Below are 17,552 nucleotides of genomic sequence, written 5' to 3' on the forward strand. Positions count from 1 at the left end.
GCTCCCTTCAGTCGCTTTCCCGGACGTCGAGGACGGCCTTCCCGGGGACCTGCCGGCTCAGCAGCCGGTCGGCGGCTTCCTCGTAGGACTGCCAGCCGGCCCGCAGGCCGACGGGGATCTCCAACCGGCCCTGCTCGGCGAGGCGGACGAGGTACCGCAGGTCGCCGCCGAGCGGTACGGAGATGTTGAACGTCTCGATGCGCCCGCGATCGTGGGCGATCCGGGCCTGCTCGAAGTCGATCGTGGTCGGCTCCTTGGACGCCATGCCCACCGCCACGACGACACCGCCGGACGAGAGCCGCTGGTACGCCTCCGCCAGCTGCCGGCCGCCGACGTTGTCCACCACGCCGTCGACCCGTCCCCTCATGGTGTGCGGGCCGACGACGACCTCCGTCGCGCCGAGGGCGAGCAGGCCCTCGCCGCGTTCGGGCGAACCGACGGACGCGACGACCTCCGCCCCGGCCAGGTGCGCGAGCTGCACGGCGTACCTGCCGACGCCGCCGGACGCCCCGGTGACCAGCACGCGGCCGCCCAGGATGGGGCCGAGCCGCCGGACGGCCTGCAGCGCGGTGACACCGGCGACCGGCAGCGCCGCCGTGGATCCGAGGTCCACCCCGTCCGGAACGACCGCGAGCTCATCGGTGTCGACCGCGCGGAACTCCGCCCACGCGCCTGCCCAGCCGAAGGTGACCACGCGTGCTCCGCTCACCGGGCCTGAGCCGTCGGCGGCCGGAGTGACCACGACGCCCGCCGCGTCCCATCCGGGGATCGTGCCGTCCGGAAGTTCCGGCGTCCGGAAGGCGACCTCCCCGAAGTTGAAGGAGAACGCGACGACCTGGACGAGCGCCTGTGACGGGCCGGGCTCCGGGACCGGCACGTCGTCCATGCGCAGCATGTGCCTGCCGGCCCGGTGGTGAACGAGTGCTCTCATCCGCTGTCCGATCTGCGTGTGCGCCGGGCCCTCCGGGCCCATCTCAGCCGCGCCACAGGTCGGCGTGCTCGGCGATGAACTTCTCGATCGTGCGCGGCGAGCGTCCCGTGACCTTCTCGACGGTGTCGCCGACCGTGGCGAACGTCCCGTCGTGCACCCGGCCGAACATGTCGCTCACGACGTCGGCGAGCCACGGGTCGGCTCCGGCGACGGCCGCCGACAGCGGCGGGACCGAGGCCGTGACCTCGGCGCCGATCACGGCCGAGATGTTCGCCGCGATGTGGGTGGTGGTGACCGCCTCCGGGCCGGTCACGGTGTAGGCCTCGGCGTGGTGGGTGACGGGGTCCGCGATCGCCTGCACGGCGACGGCGGCGATGTCGCGGGTGTCGACCCAGGCGATCGGCGAGCCGCCGGTGGGCAGGCTGATCACCCGCTCGCGACGGATCGCGTCGAGGAAGTAGCGCGGGTCGGTCAGCACCTGCTGGAACCACGACGGGCGGAGGATCGTCCAGCGGCTCGCGTTGCCGGTGACGGCGTCCTCGACCTGCCGCACCCACCCGCCGGCCGCGACCCGCTCCGCGCCCTGCTCGGAGACGAGGACGATGTGCGCGCGCGGCGCGGCGGCGATGAGCCGCGTGACGAGCTCGGCGGAGTCCTGGACGTCCGGGCGTGCGAGGTAGATCGCGTCCACCCCGTCCACCGCCTCCGGCCAGGTCGACCGGTCCCGCCAGTCGAAGGGGATCGTCGTCGGCTCCCGCGGGCTCCGCGGGCTCCGCGGGCTTTGCGAGCTCCGCGGGCTTTGCGAGCTCCGCGGGCTTTGCGAGCTCCGCGGGCTTTGCGAGCTCCGCGGGCTTTGCGAGCTCCGCGGGCTTTGCGGGCTTTGCGAGGACCCGCCGCGGACCACGGTGTCGCCGCGTTCGGCGAGTTGCGCCACCACTTCGCGGCCGGTCTTCCCGCGCGCTCCGGTGACAAGGACGGTTCTGGTCATGTTCAACGGTCCTTCGGCCTACGTGGCGTTCGCCAGCGACGGATAGTCGGTGTAACCGGTGTGGTCGCCGCCGTAGAACGTCGCCTGGTCCGGGGTGTTGAACGGGCCGCCGGCCTTGATGCGCGCATCGAGGTCGGGGTTGGCCAGCCACAGGACGCCCAGGGAGACCGCGTCCGCGATACCGGCCTCCATCGCCTGCCGCGCCGCGTCGACGGTGGCCGGGAAGACCTCCATGGTCTCGTGCGGGTTGAGGATGAGCGTGCCCGGCCACGCGGCCCGAAGCTGCTTGGTCAGGTCGCGCGTGCCCATCTCGACGACGTGGAGGTAGGCGATGCCGAGCGCCGCGAGCTCGTCGAGCAGCGCGGTGTAGACCGGAACCGGGTCCGCCTCGACCATGTTGTTGTACGGGCTGCCCGGTGAGACCCGGATGCCGACGCGGTCGGCTCCGGCCACCTCGGCGACCGCGCGTACGACCTCGACGGCGAAACGGATGCGGCCGGCGACGGAGCCGCCGTACTCGTCGGTGCGCAGGTTGGTGTTGTCGGCGAGGAACTGGTGCACCAGGAAGCCGTTCCCGCCGTGCACCTCCACCCCGTCGAAGCCGGCCTCCAGGGCGTTGCGGGCGGCCTGGGCGAACTCCTCGACGGTGCCTGCGATGTCCGCAGTCGTCATCTCCCGCGGCGTCGGGTGGTCCACCGGTCCTTCGAAGCCGATCATCTGCTCACCGGAGGCCACCGGGGACGGCGCGATGGGCAGCTCGCCGTCCGGGTACAGCGACGGGTGCCCGATCCGGCCGCAGTGGGTGAGCTGCGCCACGATGCGGCCGCCCTTCGCGTGCACGGCCTCGGTGACCGTGCGCCAGGCCGCCACCTGTCCGGCATCGTGCAGGCCGGGGGTCAGGATGTAGCCCTGGCCCAGCACGCTCGGCTGGATGCTCTCGGAGACGACCAGGCCGGCCCCGGCCCGCTGGGCGTAGTACTCGGCGGTCATCGGGGCGGGGACGCCCTCCGGGGTCGCCCTGTTCCGTGTCATCGGGGCCATCACCAGGCGGGACGGCAGCTGCAGGCTGCCCACGGTCACCGGGTCGAACAGAGTGCTCATGACTTCTCCTCGCTGAGGAACGACGGACGCGGCCGACCGCGAATTACTTGATCGGCTCATGGATATCCTGGCACGAGTCCTTGAGTCAATCAAGCAATCTCGGATTCTTGAGTGACTCAAATTCCTGGACTACAATCGCTCCATGGCAGTGCCCTCTGTGCCCGCGAGCGCCGCGACCGACGTCGAACAGGCGATGTTCGAGTTCGTCGACGCCTACAACCAGGCATGGGAGGCCGCGGCGAACGAGCACGGGCTCAGCACCGCCCACGCCTGCGTGCTCGGACGCGTCGAGACCCGCCGCAGCATGGGGGAGCTCGCCGAGGAACTGCGCTGCGACGCCTCCAACATCACCCAGATCGTCGTCCGCCTCGAGGCACGCGAGCTGGTCCGCCGCGAGCCCAACCCGGACGACAGGCGCTCCCGGCAGATCGTGCGCACGCCGGACGGCGACGACCTCTACGGCGCGTTCGAGGAGACCTTCGCGTTCCCGAGGGCGGCAGCGGCGAACCTCACGGCCGCGGAACGCGAGCAGTTGACGGCGCTGCTGCGCAAGGCGATGCGAGGCTGACACGGTGACGGCCGGGCCCGCGGAACCGGGCCCGGCCGTCCGGTCCGGCCACCGGCTCGCGGGACGAGGTCTCCTCGTCCCGCGTCACCGCGGGTCCCTCCGGGCCGGTCGCCCCGGATGCCCGGATCGCGGTGGTCGTCGCCGGTGTCTTCTCTGCTCGTACGGTCCCACCGCAGGCGTGAGAACCGTGCCGCGGGCCCGCGGGCCCGCGGTCACGTCGGGACGATCGTCAGACGGCGGTGCGCGACCACTGCTGGTTGGTACCGGTGTTGCACGGATACTGCTTGAGGATCACTCCGTCCGCGGTCGACGCGGACGGCACGTCCACGCATTTGCCGCTGTGTCGTGCCCGGAGCTGGAAGTAGCCGCCGTTGGCGACCATCTGGAACTGCTGGTTGGTGCCGATGCCACAGGTGTACTGGACGAGCTCGGCACCGTCGGCGGTCGAGCCGCTCACCACGTCGAGACACTTTCCGCTGTGGCGGTTGATGATGCGCAAGTAGCCATCGCCGATGTCCACGAACTGCCACTGCTGCCACGCGTTACCGCCGTAGGTGTACTGGCCGACGCGCGCGCCGTTGGCGGTGTTCGGCTGCTGGACGTCCATGGCCTTGCCGCTGTGGCGCGCGTTGATCCTGTACGCCTGCGGAGGAGGGGAGTCGTTCACGGCGTCGCCCCAGCCGTACCGGACCCGGTTGGAGCCGTGGCCGTTGCGGGTGGTCAGGGTGAGATTGGTGCCGCTGCCACCCAGGGAGAACATCGAGTACCAGTCGTAGCCGATGGTGCCCGTCTTGCCACCGACGGCGGGCCAGTAGGTGCCGCCCATCTGGTTGTCCCGCATGACCTGGGCCACGGCGCGAAGGTAGCGCACGAAGTTGTCGGTGCTGTTCGGGTCGCCGTAGTTGAGGCCGGTGGACATCGGCGCGCCGTACTCGGTCGCGATCGCGCGGGAGGCGCAGTTGCCCAGACGCGTCTGGATGTGGCTCCGGAAGGCGTCGTAGGTCATGGCGCCGTAGAAGAAGGCGTAGTAGTGGAAGGACAGCAGCGTCGCGTTGAAGCGGCTGTCGTTGCAGATGTCCCGCAGGTCCTGGCTGAAGCCTGTGCCGCCGATGAGCACCCGGCCGGGCACCGCCGAGGTGTGATAGCCGAGCCAGTTCGCCGCGACGTTGCGCCACTCCGCCGACGAGTAGCCGTGCGGCTCGTTCATCGGCTCGAAGTAGACGTGGCTGTTCGAACCGTAGGTGTTGGTCACGCTGGACCACATGGTGTTCCACGCGGCGAGGTTCGTGATCCTGCCGCCGGAGGCGGCGCCGTCCTCCCAGTAGGCCAGGATGACCTTGAATCCGCGCTCGGTGGCGGCGTCGATGGCGCCGCGGTAGGCGTTCCACCAGGTCGTGTTGGCCACGGTGTGCGTGTTGATGGGCAACCGGACGGTGTTGACCCCCATCAGGTATTCCATGTTGTCGTAGAGCGAGTTGGCCTTGGCCCGAACCGTCGCGTTGCTGTCGGACTGGCTCAAGCCCTGCACGACGAGCGTGCCGGTGCTGAAGTTGTCACCCAGCACCGCCCAGTTCATGCCTCGGAATTGCCTGGTGTCGGCGTCGGCCGGTGTCGCGGAGACGACGAGGCTCGTCACCGCGACGAGCGCGGTCACCACAAGGGCGATGAGCGACCGGCGCGGCGTCCGGATGCTCCGTGACGATCCTGATGAGTGACCATCAGACGCCATGATCAGTGCCATGAAGTGTCCAATCACTAGATCTGAATTCCCGGGTCGAACCCCCGGCCGGTGTGACGGCCGGGTCGTTCTGGTTCAGGGGCGTCCGGTCGGGACCGTCGGAGCTCACCGCCGGGTGGAGGGCGTGGTCGGCACCGGAGAAGAACCGAGACGCATCGGCGCGCGAAAAATTGTTAACGTTAACATCTCCGCGCACATCTTTTCCCGCTAGCTCGGCAATGGGGGCATCGGTTCCCGGTCAGGGGTCGGCGATCAGGTCACATTCGTGTTTCTGCTGCATTTCCGCAAAGTGTTTAGGGTTCGCGGGCGGGATGTCAACATCCCCCTACAAGAAATTCGTCTCCGCGCAGTCAACATCCCAAGGCGGCGGCGATGATGTGCGGACCGTCTCCGACCGCGGAGGGTCGTATCGCCTGTTCAGCCCTCCGCGACGCCCGGCGGTCGGCGGCCCGGGTCTTCGAGGCATCCCGGTGAGCCCGAGGGCCGTGCCGCAGGCCCGGGGCGACCTCGCCCATGCCCCGGGTCAGCGCGACCCCCCCGGCCGGGGACGCGGAGGCACGCATGCCGGGCCACGGGGAAGCGGGGCACGCATCTCTGAGCCACGGGGACGCGGGGGCACGCGTGCCGGGCCGCGGGGAAGCGGTCGCGCCGGGATTTCGCGGACCGGGCGGAAACTTTCGTGAAAGTTACAGAAGCATTCGGCGGGGGCAGCCCCGTGAGCTGCGCGAAACACTTTCCCCGATGGCGGTGGCTATCTCTCACCCGGCCCGCGCTTCCAAGATGTGAAGCCCGCACAGCACAGGTCGAGAGGACTCCGCGTGAACATGTCAGGCCGGATGCGGCTATCGGCGGTGGCTCTGGCCGCCGCCCTGGCCGCGGCGTCGATCACCGCGGTCACCGCCGCAGGAACCGCCCACGCCGTCGTACGACCGGCGCTCGGCCAGAACATCAAGGTCAACCAGGTCGCCTACGTGCCCGGCGCGGCCAAGCAGGCGACCGTGATCAGCAACTCCGGATCGCCGCTGGCCTGGAGCCTGCTGGACGGTTCCGACCAGGTGGTGGCAGGCGGCACCACGACCGTCTTCGGCGCCGACTCCCGTTCCGGCGACTCCGTCCACAAGATCGACTTCTCGTCCTACACCGGGACCGGCACCAACTACGTGCTCACCGTGAACAACGAGTCCAGCCACCCGTTCGACATCGGCACCGCCGCCTGGAAGAAACTGCCCTACGACGCGCTGGCGTTCTTCTACCACCAGCGCAGCGGCATCGCGATCACCGCCCAGTACGCCGGCGGCAGCCAGTACGCCCGGGCCGCCGGCCACCTGAACGTCTCCCCCAACCAGGGCGACAACAACGTGCCGTGCCGCAGCGACTGCGGCTACCGGCTGGACGTGCGCGGCGGCTGGTACGACGCCGGCGACCACGGCAAGTACGTGGTCAACGGCGGCATGTCCGTCTGGCAGCTGGTCAACGCCTACGAGCGGGCCAGGAACGTCCCCGGCGCCGACACCGGCGCCTTCGCCGACGGCACCATGTCCATCCCCGAGCGCGCCAACGGCGTGCCCGACATCCTGGACGAGGCCCGCTGGGAGATCGACTTCCTGCTGAAGATGCAGGTCCCCGACGGCCGCCCGCTGGCCGGCATGGCCCACCACAAGATCCACGACGCCGAATGGACCGGGCTGCCGCTGCTGCCCGCCCAGGACCCCCAGGCCCGGGTGCTGTCGCCACCCAGCACCGCCGCCACCCTGAACCTGGCCGCCGCGGCCGCCCAGTGCGCCCGGGTGTGGGCGTCCATCGACTCCGCGTTCTCCGCCCGTTGCCTGACCGCGGCCGAGAAGGCCTACACCGCGGCCAAGGCCAACCCCTCGCGGTTCGCCCCGGCCTCCGACGGCACCGGCGGCGGCTCCTACGCCGACGGCAAGGTGACCGACGAGTTCTACTGGGCCGCCGCCGAGCTGTTCGCCACCACCGGCAAGCAGGCCTACCGCACCGACCTGACCTCCTCCTCGCTGTACTACGGGCGCAGTTTCACGAACGAGGGCGCCCAGTGGGGAGAGGTCGGCAGCCTGGGCGACATCACCCTGGCCCTGGTGCCCAACGGCCTGACCTCCTCCATCGGCCAGCAGCTGCGGGCCTCCTTCGTCTCGGCCGCCGACGGCCTGCTGAACGTGATGCGCGGCCAGGGCTACCCGGTGCCCTTCCAGCCGACCGGCGGCTACATCTGGGGGTCCAACAACCTGATCCTCAACAACACCGTCCTGCTGGCCCTGGCTCACGACTTCACCGGCGCCGAACGGTTCCGCACCGGGGTGTTCGAGACGATGGCGTACGAGTTCGGCCGCAACCCGACGGGCTACTCCTACGTCACCGGCTACGGCGACAAGCCCTCCCGCAACGTCCACCACCGCTTCTGGGCCAACCAGATCAACTCCTCCCTGCCCATCGCACCGCCCGGCGCCCTGGCCGGCGGCCCGAACAGCGGCCTGGAGGACCCGGTCGCCCAGCAGCGCCTCAGCGGCTGCCGGCCGCAGAAGTGCTACCTGGACGACATCGACGCCTGGTCGGTGAACGAGGTCGCCGTCAACTGGAACGCGGTGCTGGCCTGGGTCGGCGCCTGGACCGCGGAGAAGGCGGGTGGCACCGACCCGTCTCCTTCGCCGACCCCCACCCCCACTCCCACCCCGACTCCCACGCCGACTCCCACGCCGACGCCGACCCCGACTCCCACGCCGACGCCGACGCCGACGCCGAACGGTAAGGCGTGCGCCGCGACCTACACCGTCACCAACCAGTGGAACGGCGGCTTCGGGGCCAACGTCGAGGTGAAGAACACCGGCACCACCGCGCTCACCGGCTGGACCGTCGCGTGGACCTTCCCCGGTGGCCAGACCATCAGCCAGCTGTGGAGCGGCTCGCACACCGTGAACGGCCCGGCCGTCACCGTGACCAACCTGGCCTGGAACGGCGCGCTGTCCTCGGGCGGCACCACCTCCTTCGGCTTCAACGGCGCCGGGTCCGGCGCCACCCCTGCCACGGTGACCTGCACCGCCCGGTAACCGGAACAGCGGGAAACGCGCCGGTGCGCGACGGAGCCGAGTCCGCTCCGCACCGGCGCGGCCCCACCTCGTGAGGTCGTCCCGGGCTCGATCCTCGGGCCGGCAACAGGGCGAGCACCCGGCGACGTGACGCCGGGTGCTCGCCCTTCGGCTGGAACACGGCCCTGTTCGGGGTCGGTGTCGCAGGCCCGATCGGCTGACCGACAAGGGTCCGTTCAGTACGACTCCGGCCGGGACCGAATGGCCGCACCGGAGGAATCGAACTGCTGAAACAGCCCACAGTAATAGTCCTGCTACAGGATCAGGTGTCTCGGCGTCGAATTCCGCCCCGTCCATTAACGTGAGATTTCGCTCACACCCGCTGGACGGGACTCCAATACATGGCCGAGTGAGATCGTTCCGGCCCGAGGCCGGGCGCGCGGAGAATTGCGAGCGGTGATCTACGCTCCGATTTCAATTTTCGACAAGCCTTAAAAGCTCTATTTTTTGGCCCGATATCACCATGTTGACAAGTTCTCCCCGAGAACTTCTTGCTGGCCAAAAGGAAACAGCCTGGGACGATTGTCCCACCCACCGACCATAGGGTTGACACCCCTCATGTCTTCAGCTTCACTCCTAAAAGCTGGCCGAAGCACGGGGGGAATGTGGTCGCATTCAGGCATTTCTGCCAAGCGTTGACCGTGAGGATCGGTCATGTGGCGACGCCGGTTCGTTGCCCTCCGGGCCACCGGTCAGGTCGCCGCACCGAAGAGGACGTCATGGCCCACACCCAGTTCACGCGTCTTCTCGCCGTGCATCGCCCCCCGGCCGACCGGCATCGAGGAGATGCCGACGATCGCCCGCCCGAACTTTTCTTTCATACTTCTTCCCCCGATCTCAGAGGGCGTTCCGGCCATCATGGCGTCCATTGTCGCGATTCGCTTCGCCTCCGCGCCGGTGCCATGCCGCGTGGCATCGGATAACCGATTCCTGCCCCTGATATCAGACGGGGAATACCCCTGGAAGTGACGGAATTATTCCAGAAAAGGGTAGTTCGCAGCCGACAGGGCGACACCTATGGTTGTTCCGGGCGAGATGACATCAAGAACTCCGAGTGAAAGCGTCTGCAGTGCATTTCGCGCACCGCTGCCCGAACGGGAATCCGGCACATGGATTCTCCCTTTACGCGGTGCCCGCCGATCTGTTGCCGGAACACCGGTCGATCCCGGCCTTTGACAGTACCGATCGCCACTTTCTCTCTTCTTCCGGACCGGCCAAGGAGCACGCACGACGTGAAACTTCACCGTGACGAACTGACCCCGCAGATGCAGGAGTACACGCGGTTCGACGACCGCGGCGAGACCCGCTATCTGCCCTATCTCATGTACTTCCACCGGGCCGACTACAGGTCCTCCGTCATCAACACCGACCGTGCGGGATTTCGCATCTCCCACGGCCCGGACGGAGAGACCGCCTCGGCAGCCGGGACCGTGCCCGCCGGTCCGGTACGCCTGATCTCCGGCAGCTCCACCGTGCTCGGGATCGGGGCCACCAGTGACGCCACCACCCTCGCCTCCCAGTTGTGGCGCAAGCACGCACCCTCCGCTCCGTGGCTCAATTTCGGCGGGCGCTGCTACAACTCGACGCAGGAGCTGTTGCTCTTCACTCTCTACCGTCATCTGCTGCCCGAGATCGACGAGATCGTCGTCTTCTCGGGGCTCAACGACCTGACCGTCGGACGGCTCCCCGAATGGCAGCAGGGCGACCACGGTGCTTTCTGGTTCTGCGGTGAGTACTTCGAGAAAATGGAGGAACTTCGCGAGAGCAACCGCAAGGGTTCCGGCCGGATTCTCGGTCGCCGCTCCGAACGCCGCCGTACCATCTCCACGCACGACGACGTGCGCCGGGACATCTCCGCCGTCATCGACTCCGCGGCCGGCCTGACGCTCCGTCACCTCGACAGCTGGCAGCGGCTGGCCGGTCCGACGACGCGGCTGATGTACGTGCTCCAGCCGATGGCGCTGTGGATGCGCGACCGGCATGCCCCGCAGGAGCGGCTGCTCTTCGACGAGATCGACCAGATCTCCAAGCTGGGCACCTGGGAAGCGCTGTACGGCGACATCTCCAGGAAGGAGGTCGCCCACGCCTTCTCCGAGAAGCTGCGCGCCGGCTGCGAGAAGATCGGTGTCGGCTACGTCGACCTCAACCCGATCGTCGCCGAGGCCGTCACCGAGAAGGACTGGGTCTTCGTGGACCGGGCGCACTACACCGACTACGGCTACGACCTCGTCGCCCGCATCATGGCCGAGACCCTCGACCTCTCCTGAGCTCCCGGCCCCGCTCCCTCCCGGATCCCGACGTCAGAAGGAACCGGTGGCGGCACAGGACCCGGGTCCGGCGGGGTGGTGCCGCCCGCCCCGTCCGGGCTCGGCTCCGGTGTCGTCGCCGAGCGCGCCGGGCGTCGTCGCGACGACGTGCCCGGATCCCGGACGCGTCGGCGACCGCCGGCCGTGGAGGCGGGTGGAGGCGGCCGGACGGCTCACGCGGAGACTGTGAGATCCGTGATCCCGTGCCGCGCGCCTCGGAGGGAGACGGTCCGATGTCGAGCACGAACGGCGATGTCGGTGACCGCCGTATCGGCGTACCCTCCGATCATGACGCACCCGGACACCGCTGTCGTGATCGGCGCGAGCATCGGCGGCCTGCTGGCCGCGCGGGCTCTGACCGAACGGTACGCGAAGGTCGTTCTCGTCGATCGTGACCTGCTGCCGGACGAGGTCACCGCCCGCCGCGGTGTGCCGCAGGGGCGTCAGCTGCACATCCTGCTGGCCCGTGGCAGGGAGGCGTTCGAGGAGTTGCTGCCCGGCCTGTCGCAGGAGCTGACCCGCCTCGGGGTTCCGCTGATCGATCTTCACGACCAGGTCCACTGGTACAACGACGGGTACCGGATGCGCCGGGCGCCGTCGGAGCTGAGAGCCTTCGGGATCAGCCGGCCGCTGCTGGAGCACGCGGTCCGGACCCGGGTCGCGGCACTGCCCGGGGTGAGCATCCTGTCCGGGTACGAGGTGTCCGGACTCACCGTGGCGCCCGGCTCACGGCGGGTCGACGGGGTGCGGGTCCGGCCCCGCACCACCGGGACCGGCGCACCGGCCACAGAGCCGGTCACAGAGCCGGTCACAGAGCCGGTCACAGAGCGGGTTACAGCACCGGTCATCGACTCGGTCATCGAGCCGGACGGTGAATCGGGCGGTGAGACGGTCATCGGCGCCGACCTGGTCGTGGACGCCGCCGGACGGGGCTCACGGACACCGGTCTGGTTGCGCGAGCTGGGATACGAGTGCGCACCGGAGGAGCAGGTACGCGTCGACATCACCTACGTCACCCGCAACTACCGGCGCGAGGCCCACCACCTCGACGGGCTGTCGGGGGTCCTGACCAACGCCGTCCCGGCCCTGCCGCGCACCGGGATCGTGGCCGCCCAGGAGGAGGGCCGCTTCGCCGTGGTCCTGGCCGGCATGCTGGGCGAGGAGCCGCCCACCGACGACGAGGGGCTGGCGCGCTACGCCACCAGCCTGGCCGCGCCGCAGGTCGGCGAGGTCGTGCGGTCGGCGGTGCCGCTGGACGCGCCGGTGAAGATGCGCTTCCCGGCCAGCACGCGGCGCCGCTACGAGCGGCTGCGGAGCTTTCCCGACGGCTACCTCGTGGTGGGCGACGCGTTGTGCAGCTTCAACCCCCTCTACGGCCAGGGCATGACGGTCGCCGCGCTGGAGGCGCTGCTGCTGGCCGACCTGCTCACCCGCAAGGACGACCGGAAGGGCGAGGGACTGGCGCGACGCTTCTTCCGCGACGCTGCCAGGATCATCGACGCCCCCTGGGCGATCTCGGTGGGGACCGACCTGCGCTTCCCGCAGGTGAAGGGGCGGCGCACGCCGAAGGTGCGTTTCGTCAACGCCTACGTCCACAGGCTGCACGCCGCCGCCACCTCCGACCCCGTGCTCGGCGCCGCCTTCCTGCGGGTCCTCAACCTGATCGACGCCCCCACCCGCCTCCTGGCGCCGAGAATCATGCTCCGGGTCCTGCGCGGCGCGTCGGCCCGCCCACCGGCGAAGACCTCCCCCACGGCACGCGAGGCCGGGACCGGCGGCCGGGACGTGCACTCCCCGGCCGGGTGACCGGCCTTCTCAGCGCGGTCGCGCCAGCGTCGCGGGGCGGACGGCGTCCGCGCCGAAGCGGGCACGTGCCCGGTCCGCGGCCTGCTCGATGCGGCGGCGCCTGTCGTCGCCCGGATCGAGGACGAGCTGTCGTACGGCGTGCTCCTCGTCCATGAGCTGCTCGGCGCGCACCGCGACGGCGCGGACACGGGCACGCTGGAGGCCGAGCCGGGCGTGCAGGTCGTAGGCGCAGGCGGCGAGGGCGGGGGTGTGCGCGGTGGGCTCGTCCAGGGTGCGCGAGCGGTGGGTGCTCGTGCCGTCGGCGTAGGTGACGCTCAGCGCGAGCCGCGTGGCGACTTGCCGGGTCGTGCGCAGCCGCAGGCCGAGCCGTTCGACGAGGTCCAGCAGGGCCCGCCGGTGCGCGCGCGGATCGAGCTCGTCATGGGGGAAGCCGTGCGCGCAGCCCGTCGACGTGGGCGGGGCCGCGGGACGAACGGGCCGGGGGTCATGGCCCCGGGCGCGCTCGGACAGCGTCAGCGCGGCGGCCCTGCCGAGGATGCGCCGCAGGGTGTGCGGGGGCACCCGGAGGAGGTCGCCGATGCGGTGGATGCCGTAGCCCGCCAGGGTGCCGGCCGTCGCGGGGCCCACGCCGGGCAGGTCGGCCACCGGCCGTGGGCCGAGGAAGGCGGCGACGGCCTCGGGCTCGGGCGCGATGACGGTGACGTCGCCGGGGGCGGTGGCGGCGGCCGCCATGGCGGCGATCATGGGGGTGCATCCCGCGCCTATCGTGGCCCGCAGGCCGGCATGGGCGGCCAGGCGCAGGCGTACGAGGTGGGCCAGGTCCGAACGCCCGGCCTCGGCGTCGAAGTACCTGTGGGCACCCGTGACGTCGAGGTCGGCGGCATCGGGAGGCAGGGCCTGGACGAGCGGGGTGACGTCGCCGAGCAGCGTGAGCGCCATCTCGTAGAGGTGCCGATCACCGGGGCCGATGCCGTGCAGGTGGACGCGAAGGATGCTCCGGGGCGCGGGCACGGCGCTCACCCCGCGGACCCGGCACCGCGGTGCGCGAGGCGTCGCAGGTCCGCCGAGCGGCTCCCCGCGACCTGGAGATCACTCCACGGGTGAAGGCGGGCACCGGCCGTCCCGTCGGGCAGGGTCCGCTCGGCGGGTGCCGCGGTGCCGTCGTGCGCGGGGGTGGGTGCGGGCTCGGTGCGGCCGAGGAGTTCCAGGGCGGCCTGCGGGCCCGCGTCCCGGCGGGCCGCCGCCACTTCCTCGAGGTCCCAGGCCACCTGGCCGACCACCGTGCGGCGGTCGCCGCGGCGCGCGACCGTGCCGCGGACCAGCAGCAGCCCGGAATGGAAGATCGTCCGCGCGCATGCCGGGTGGCTGTCGTCGAAGAAGACCACGTCGACCATGCCCGAGTCGTCCTCCAGCGTCACGAAGATCACGCGTTTTCCCGACGGGACGGGCGGGGTCTGGGTGGCGGCGCGCACGCCGGCGACGAGCACCGGCCGGCCGGCGTGCATCGTCCGCAGGTGCCGGGCGTCGGTGGCGCCGAGTTCGGCGAGCAGGCAGTGATGGTGGGTGAGCAGATGACGGCCGACGTCGGCGGACAACACGTCCAGTTCGGCGCCCAGGCTCTCGCGGCCGGTCATCTCCGCCAATCCGCTCGCCCGGGCACCGGCGAGCTCGTCGCCGAGCGGCAACTGACCGTCCGTACCGGTGCTCGTGCCGGTGCTCGTGCCGGTGCGGTGGCGGCGGTGGCGGCGGTGGCGGTGCAGTTCGGCGGCCTGGAGCAGCAGGTCGCGTCTGCTCGCCTCGCCGCACAGGGCGTCGAGGGCGCCGATCCGGATGAGGCGCTGGGCCAGCGGCAGGGACGGGCGGGCCCGCAGCCACAGGTCCCGCAGCGAGCCGAAAGGCCGCCCTTCGGCGATGCGGGCGCTCTCGGGGCCGGTGATGCCGCGCACCATGGACAGGGCCAGCCGTACGCCCCAGCCGCCGTCCGTCCTCTCCACGCTGTGGGACGGGCGGGAGGCGTTGACGTCGACCGGCAGGATCCGGACGCCGTGGCGCCGGGCGTCGTGGATCAGGACGCGGGGCGCCCACATCCCGGGGTCGTGCTCGAACAGGCCCGCGTAGAAGGCCGCCGGGTGGTGTGTCTTGAGCCAGGCCGACTGCACCGCGGGCACCGCGAACGCGACCGCGTGGGCCCGGCAGAAGCCGTAGGCGCCGAACTCGCGGACGATCGCCCAGACCTCCTCGGCGACGGCCCGGCCGTACCCGCGCTCGGCCGCGCGGGCGCGGAACCAGGTCCCGACCCCGGCCAGACGCCCGGGGTCGGCGAGGGCACGGCGGGCGACATCGGCGGCCGCGCGGTCGCAGCCGGTCATCACGGCCAGGATCGCGATGATCTGCTCGTGCCAGATGACCACCCCGTAGGTGTCGTCCACGATCGGCCTCAGGTCGGGGTGGGGACAGCGCGGCGGCTCGTGACCGTGGCGTGCGGCGATGAAGCGGGCGGGCATCCCACCGGCGACCGGGCCCGGCCGGAACAGCGAGATGTCGGCGATGACGTCCCGCATGGTCCGCGGCTGCAGCCGGGCGATCAGATCCTGCTGTCCCGGGCTTTCGAGCTGGAAGCAGCCCAGCACCGATCCGCGGCGGATCAGCTCGAAGGTCGCCGCGTCACCGAGGTCGACGTGGCCGGGGTCGTCCAGGTCGACGTGCCGGCCGGTGGTGCGGCGGATCTCGGCGACGGCGTGCGCCATCGCCGACTGCATCCGCACCCCCAGTACGTCCAGCTTCAGCAGGCCCAGGTCCTCGACGTCGTGCTTGTCGGCCTGGACGGTCGGGTACGCGCCGCCCGGGGCGGGCTGCACCGCCAGCCGGTCCAGCAGGCCGGCGCCGGAGAGGATCACCCCGCACGGGTGCATGGCGAACCCGCGCGGCAGCGCGTCCAGGCCCTCCGCGAGCCTCCACAGCGGCCCGAACCGGTTCGCCTCGGCGGCGAGGTGGCGCAGCTCGGGCAGCTCGGCGAGGCAGGCGCGGATGTCACCGGCGCGGATGCGGGGGAACGACGTGGCGATCCGGTCGATCGTCCGCGGGCCGATCCCGAGGGCCAGGCCGGTGTCACGCAGGGCGTGGCGGGCCCGGTAGGTCTCGACCGTCCCGGTGACCGCCACCCGCTCGGGCCCGAACCGCTCGAAGATCGTGTCGTAGACGTCCAGGCGGCGCGCGGACTCCACGTCGAGGTCGATGTCCGGCAGCGTGGTGCGCCGCTCGGACAGGAACCGCTCGAACAACAGCCCGTGCTCCAGCGGGTTGGCGGTCGCGACGAACAGCGCGTGGTTGACCATGGATCCGGCCCCCGAGCCGCGGGCCGCGACCCGCACGCCGATGGCTCGCGTGTCGGCCACCACCTGCGCGACGGCCAGGAAGTACGCCTCGTGGCGCAGCGTGGCGATGACCCCCAGCTCGTCCTCCAGCCGCTTCACGGCCCGCGGGTCGCCGTCGAGACCGCGGGCGGCCATGCCCGCCGCGCACCGCTGCCGCAGCAGCCGCATCCCGTCTCCCGCGCCGGTGCCTGCGCCGACGACGTGAGGCTCGGGAAGGTGCGGGCGTCCCAGGCCGAGATCGCGTACCGGGTCCACGGCGCACTGCCGGGCGGCCCGCAGCGTCTCCTCGATCAACCGGCGTCCCCGGCCGGCGGCGGCGCTCGCGCAGGCGGCCACCCGCTCGGCGGCCTCGGCCATCTCCGCTCCGGACTTCAGGTACCGCTCCCCCGGGTCCAGCCGGCCCGCCTGGAACGGGATGGGCCGTAGCAGCCGGGCGGCGTCCAGCACGTCGGCGAGCCGGTGCTGTTCGCGCCGCTCGTAGCGGACCGCGTTCGTCGCCACGACCGGTATGCCGAGCCGGTCGCCGAGCGTGAGCGTGTGCGCCGCCAGTCGCAACGAGCCCGCTCCCAGGCCCGGCAGCCCGTACGTGACCACCTCCAGCCACAGGCCCTCGCCGGCGACCTCCCGCCACGACGCCAGGAGCCTCTCGGCGATGTCGGGCCGTCCCGCCGTGAGCGCGCGCACCGGCTCCGAGGCCGGGCCGAGCAGCACCGACAGGTCCTTGCCCAGGTACGCGCGCAGAGCGTCCCAGGAGGCGAGGGGGAAGCCGCCGGCCGGGTTCGCGTGCGCGGCGGAGACCAGGCGGCACAGCCGTCCCCACCCGGTGGCGGAGCGGGCCAGCACGGTGATCCGCAACGGCGGCTCCGTCACCCGGGCGCCGCCGCGGACCGGTGTACGGGCCGTACGGGCCGCGGGCGCGGGGATCTGCGCGGCGACGGCGAGATCCACGCCGAGGATCGGGCGTACCCCGGCCCTCATGCACGCCTTCGCGTGACGGACGGCTCCGGTCACCGTGTCCCGGTCGGTCAGCGCGAGCGCCTCCATGCCGAGGTCCGCCGCGGCGCGTACCAGGTCCTGCGGGTGGGAGGCCCCATAGCGGGCGGAGAACCCGGACGCGACGTGGAGATGCACGAACCCACCCCCCGGCATGAGCCCTCCCGGTGTGACGGCGGGCCCGGGGAGCACATCCCGCATCGAATACGTGTTCGATCAGTATGTGCCGCCCTTCACCGGAACACGCCGTCCGACACGCCGCGAAAGTCCGGGTTTCCGCCACGCGCTCGTCGTGGACCGGGGCCGGGACCCGTCACCTTCCCGGCGGGAGGGGGGCCCGTCGCCCTCCGATTCCGACGCGGAGACTTCGGCCCTCCGTAACTCCCCCGGCATCTCGTTCCTCCCGATATCACGCACCCTCGCCGTCGTCCCGAGCGGCCCCCTCTCAGCTCGCACGGATTTCCGTGACGACCGCCCCGACCTGGTCGTTCACCTTTTTCATGGCAGGATCGCCCACGTCACGGAAACCTCTCGAAAAATCACTTTCACCTCTTAACCCTGCTTTTCACCTCCATACAGGGCATAAAACTCCTGACGTGTCGAAAATAAATAAATTCATATTTATATAGTACGAATTTAATAATTA

11 protein-coding genes are annotated in these 17,552 nt (G+C 70.9%); 4 read left to right on the top strand and 7 right to left on the bottom strand.

The window, feature by feature from the left end; translation table 11 throughout:
- Positions 1-7 precede the first annotated feature (7 nt).
- The 3 genes from ABD832_RS22970 to ABD832_RS22980 all read right to left on the bottom strand — a co-directional run bounded on the left by ABD832_RS22970 (position 8) and on the right by ABD832_RS22980 (position 3,020).
- Positions 8-931 (bottom strand): zinc-binding dehydrogenase, encoded by a 924-nt coding sequence (locus tag ABD832_RS22970; protein WP_344898760.1) that lies wholly within the window; start codon positions 929-931, stop codon positions 8-10.
- Positions 932-974: 43 nt separating this feature from the next.
- Entirely contained in the window at positions 975-1,622 is a 648-nt protein-coding gene (locus ABD832_RS22975; protein ID WP_344898762.1) for a Rossmann-fold NAD(P)-binding domain-containing protein, read from the bottom strand.
- A gap of 315 nt (positions 1,623-1,937) precedes the next feature.
- A complete protein-coding gene (locus ABD832_RS22980; protein WP_344898764.1) occupies positions 1,938-3,020 on the bottom strand; it encodes an alkene reductase in 1,083 nt (360 codons plus the stop codon).
- 142 nt (positions 3,021-3,162) lie between these two features.
- Between ABD832_RS22980 and ABD832_RS22985 the strand changes: the two genes are divergently transcribed.
- Positions 3,163-3,588 (top strand): MarR family winged helix-turn-helix transcriptional regulator, encoded by a 426-nt coding sequence (locus tag ABD832_RS22985; RefSeq protein ID WP_344898766.1) that lies wholly within the window; start codon positions 3,163-3,165, stop codon positions 3,586-3,588.
- 229 nt (positions 3,589-3,817) lie between these two features.
- On the opposite strand, the gene ABD832_RS22990 is transcribed toward ABD832_RS22985, so the two are convergent.
- Positions 3,818-5,242, bottom strand: a complete 1,425-nt coding sequence (locus ABD832_RS22990; protein WP_344898768.1) for an RICIN domain-containing protein — start codon at positions 5,240-5,242, stop codon at positions 3,818-3,820.
- A 908-nt stretch (positions 5,243-6,150) separates the two neighbouring features.
- Between ABD832_RS22990 and ABD832_RS22995 the strand changes: the two genes are divergently transcribed.
- Positions 6,151-8,388, top strand: a complete 2,238-nt coding sequence (locus tag ABD832_RS22995) for a glycoside hydrolase family 9 protein (RefSeq protein ID WP_344898934.1) — start codon at positions 6,151-6,153, stop codon at positions 8,386-8,388.
- A gap of 731 nt (positions 8,389-9,119) precedes the next feature.
- Here ABD832_RS22995 and ABD832_RS23000 read toward each other — a convergent pair.
- Positions 9,120-9,296: a hypothetical protein gene (locus ABD832_RS23000; RefSeq protein WP_344898770.1), complete on the bottom strand. Its 177-nt coding sequence runs from the start codon at positions 9,294-9,296 to the stop codon at positions 9,120-9,122.
- A 363-nt stretch (positions 9,297-9,659) separates the two neighbouring features.
- Between ABD832_RS23000 and ABD832_RS23005 the strand changes: the two genes are divergently transcribed.
- Complete coding sequence (locus ABD832_RS23005; protein WP_344898772.1) at positions 9,660-10,694, top strand: hypothetical protein; 1,035 nt, start codon at positions 9,660-9,662, stop codon at positions 10,692-10,694.
- A 327-nt stretch (positions 10,695-11,021) separates the two neighbouring features.
- Positions 11,022-12,539 carry an FAD-binding monooxygenase gene (locus tag ABD832_RS23010; protein WP_344898774.1) on the top strand — a complete coding sequence of 506 codons (1,518 nt, stop codon included), beginning with the start codon at positions 11,022-11,024 and terminating at the stop codon, positions 12,537-12,539.
- 9 nt (positions 12,540-12,548) lie between these two features.
- Here the strand turns inward: ABD832_RS23010 and ABD832_RS23015 are convergent, their stop codons facing one another.
- The gene (locus tag ABD832_RS23015) at positions 12,549-13,550 is read right to left on the bottom strand and encodes a DNA polymerase Y family protein (protein ID WP_344898776.1); all 1,002 of its coding nucleotides are present in this window, start codon (positions 13,548-13,550) and stop codon (positions 12,549-12,551) included.
- Between the two features lie 5 nt (positions 13,551-13,555).
- Complete coding sequence (locus ABD832_RS23020; protein WP_344898778.1) at positions 13,556-17,044, bottom strand: DNA polymerase III subunit alpha; 3,489 nt, start codon at positions 17,042-17,044, stop codon at positions 13,556-13,558.
- Positions 17,045-17,552 lie beyond the last annotated feature (508 nt).

This window comes from Streptosporangium longisporum, from assembly GCF_039534895.1.
GTDB classification, from domain to species: Bacteria; Actinomycetota; Actinomycetes; order Streptosporangiales; family Streptosporangiaceae; genus Streptosporangium; species Streptosporangium longisporum.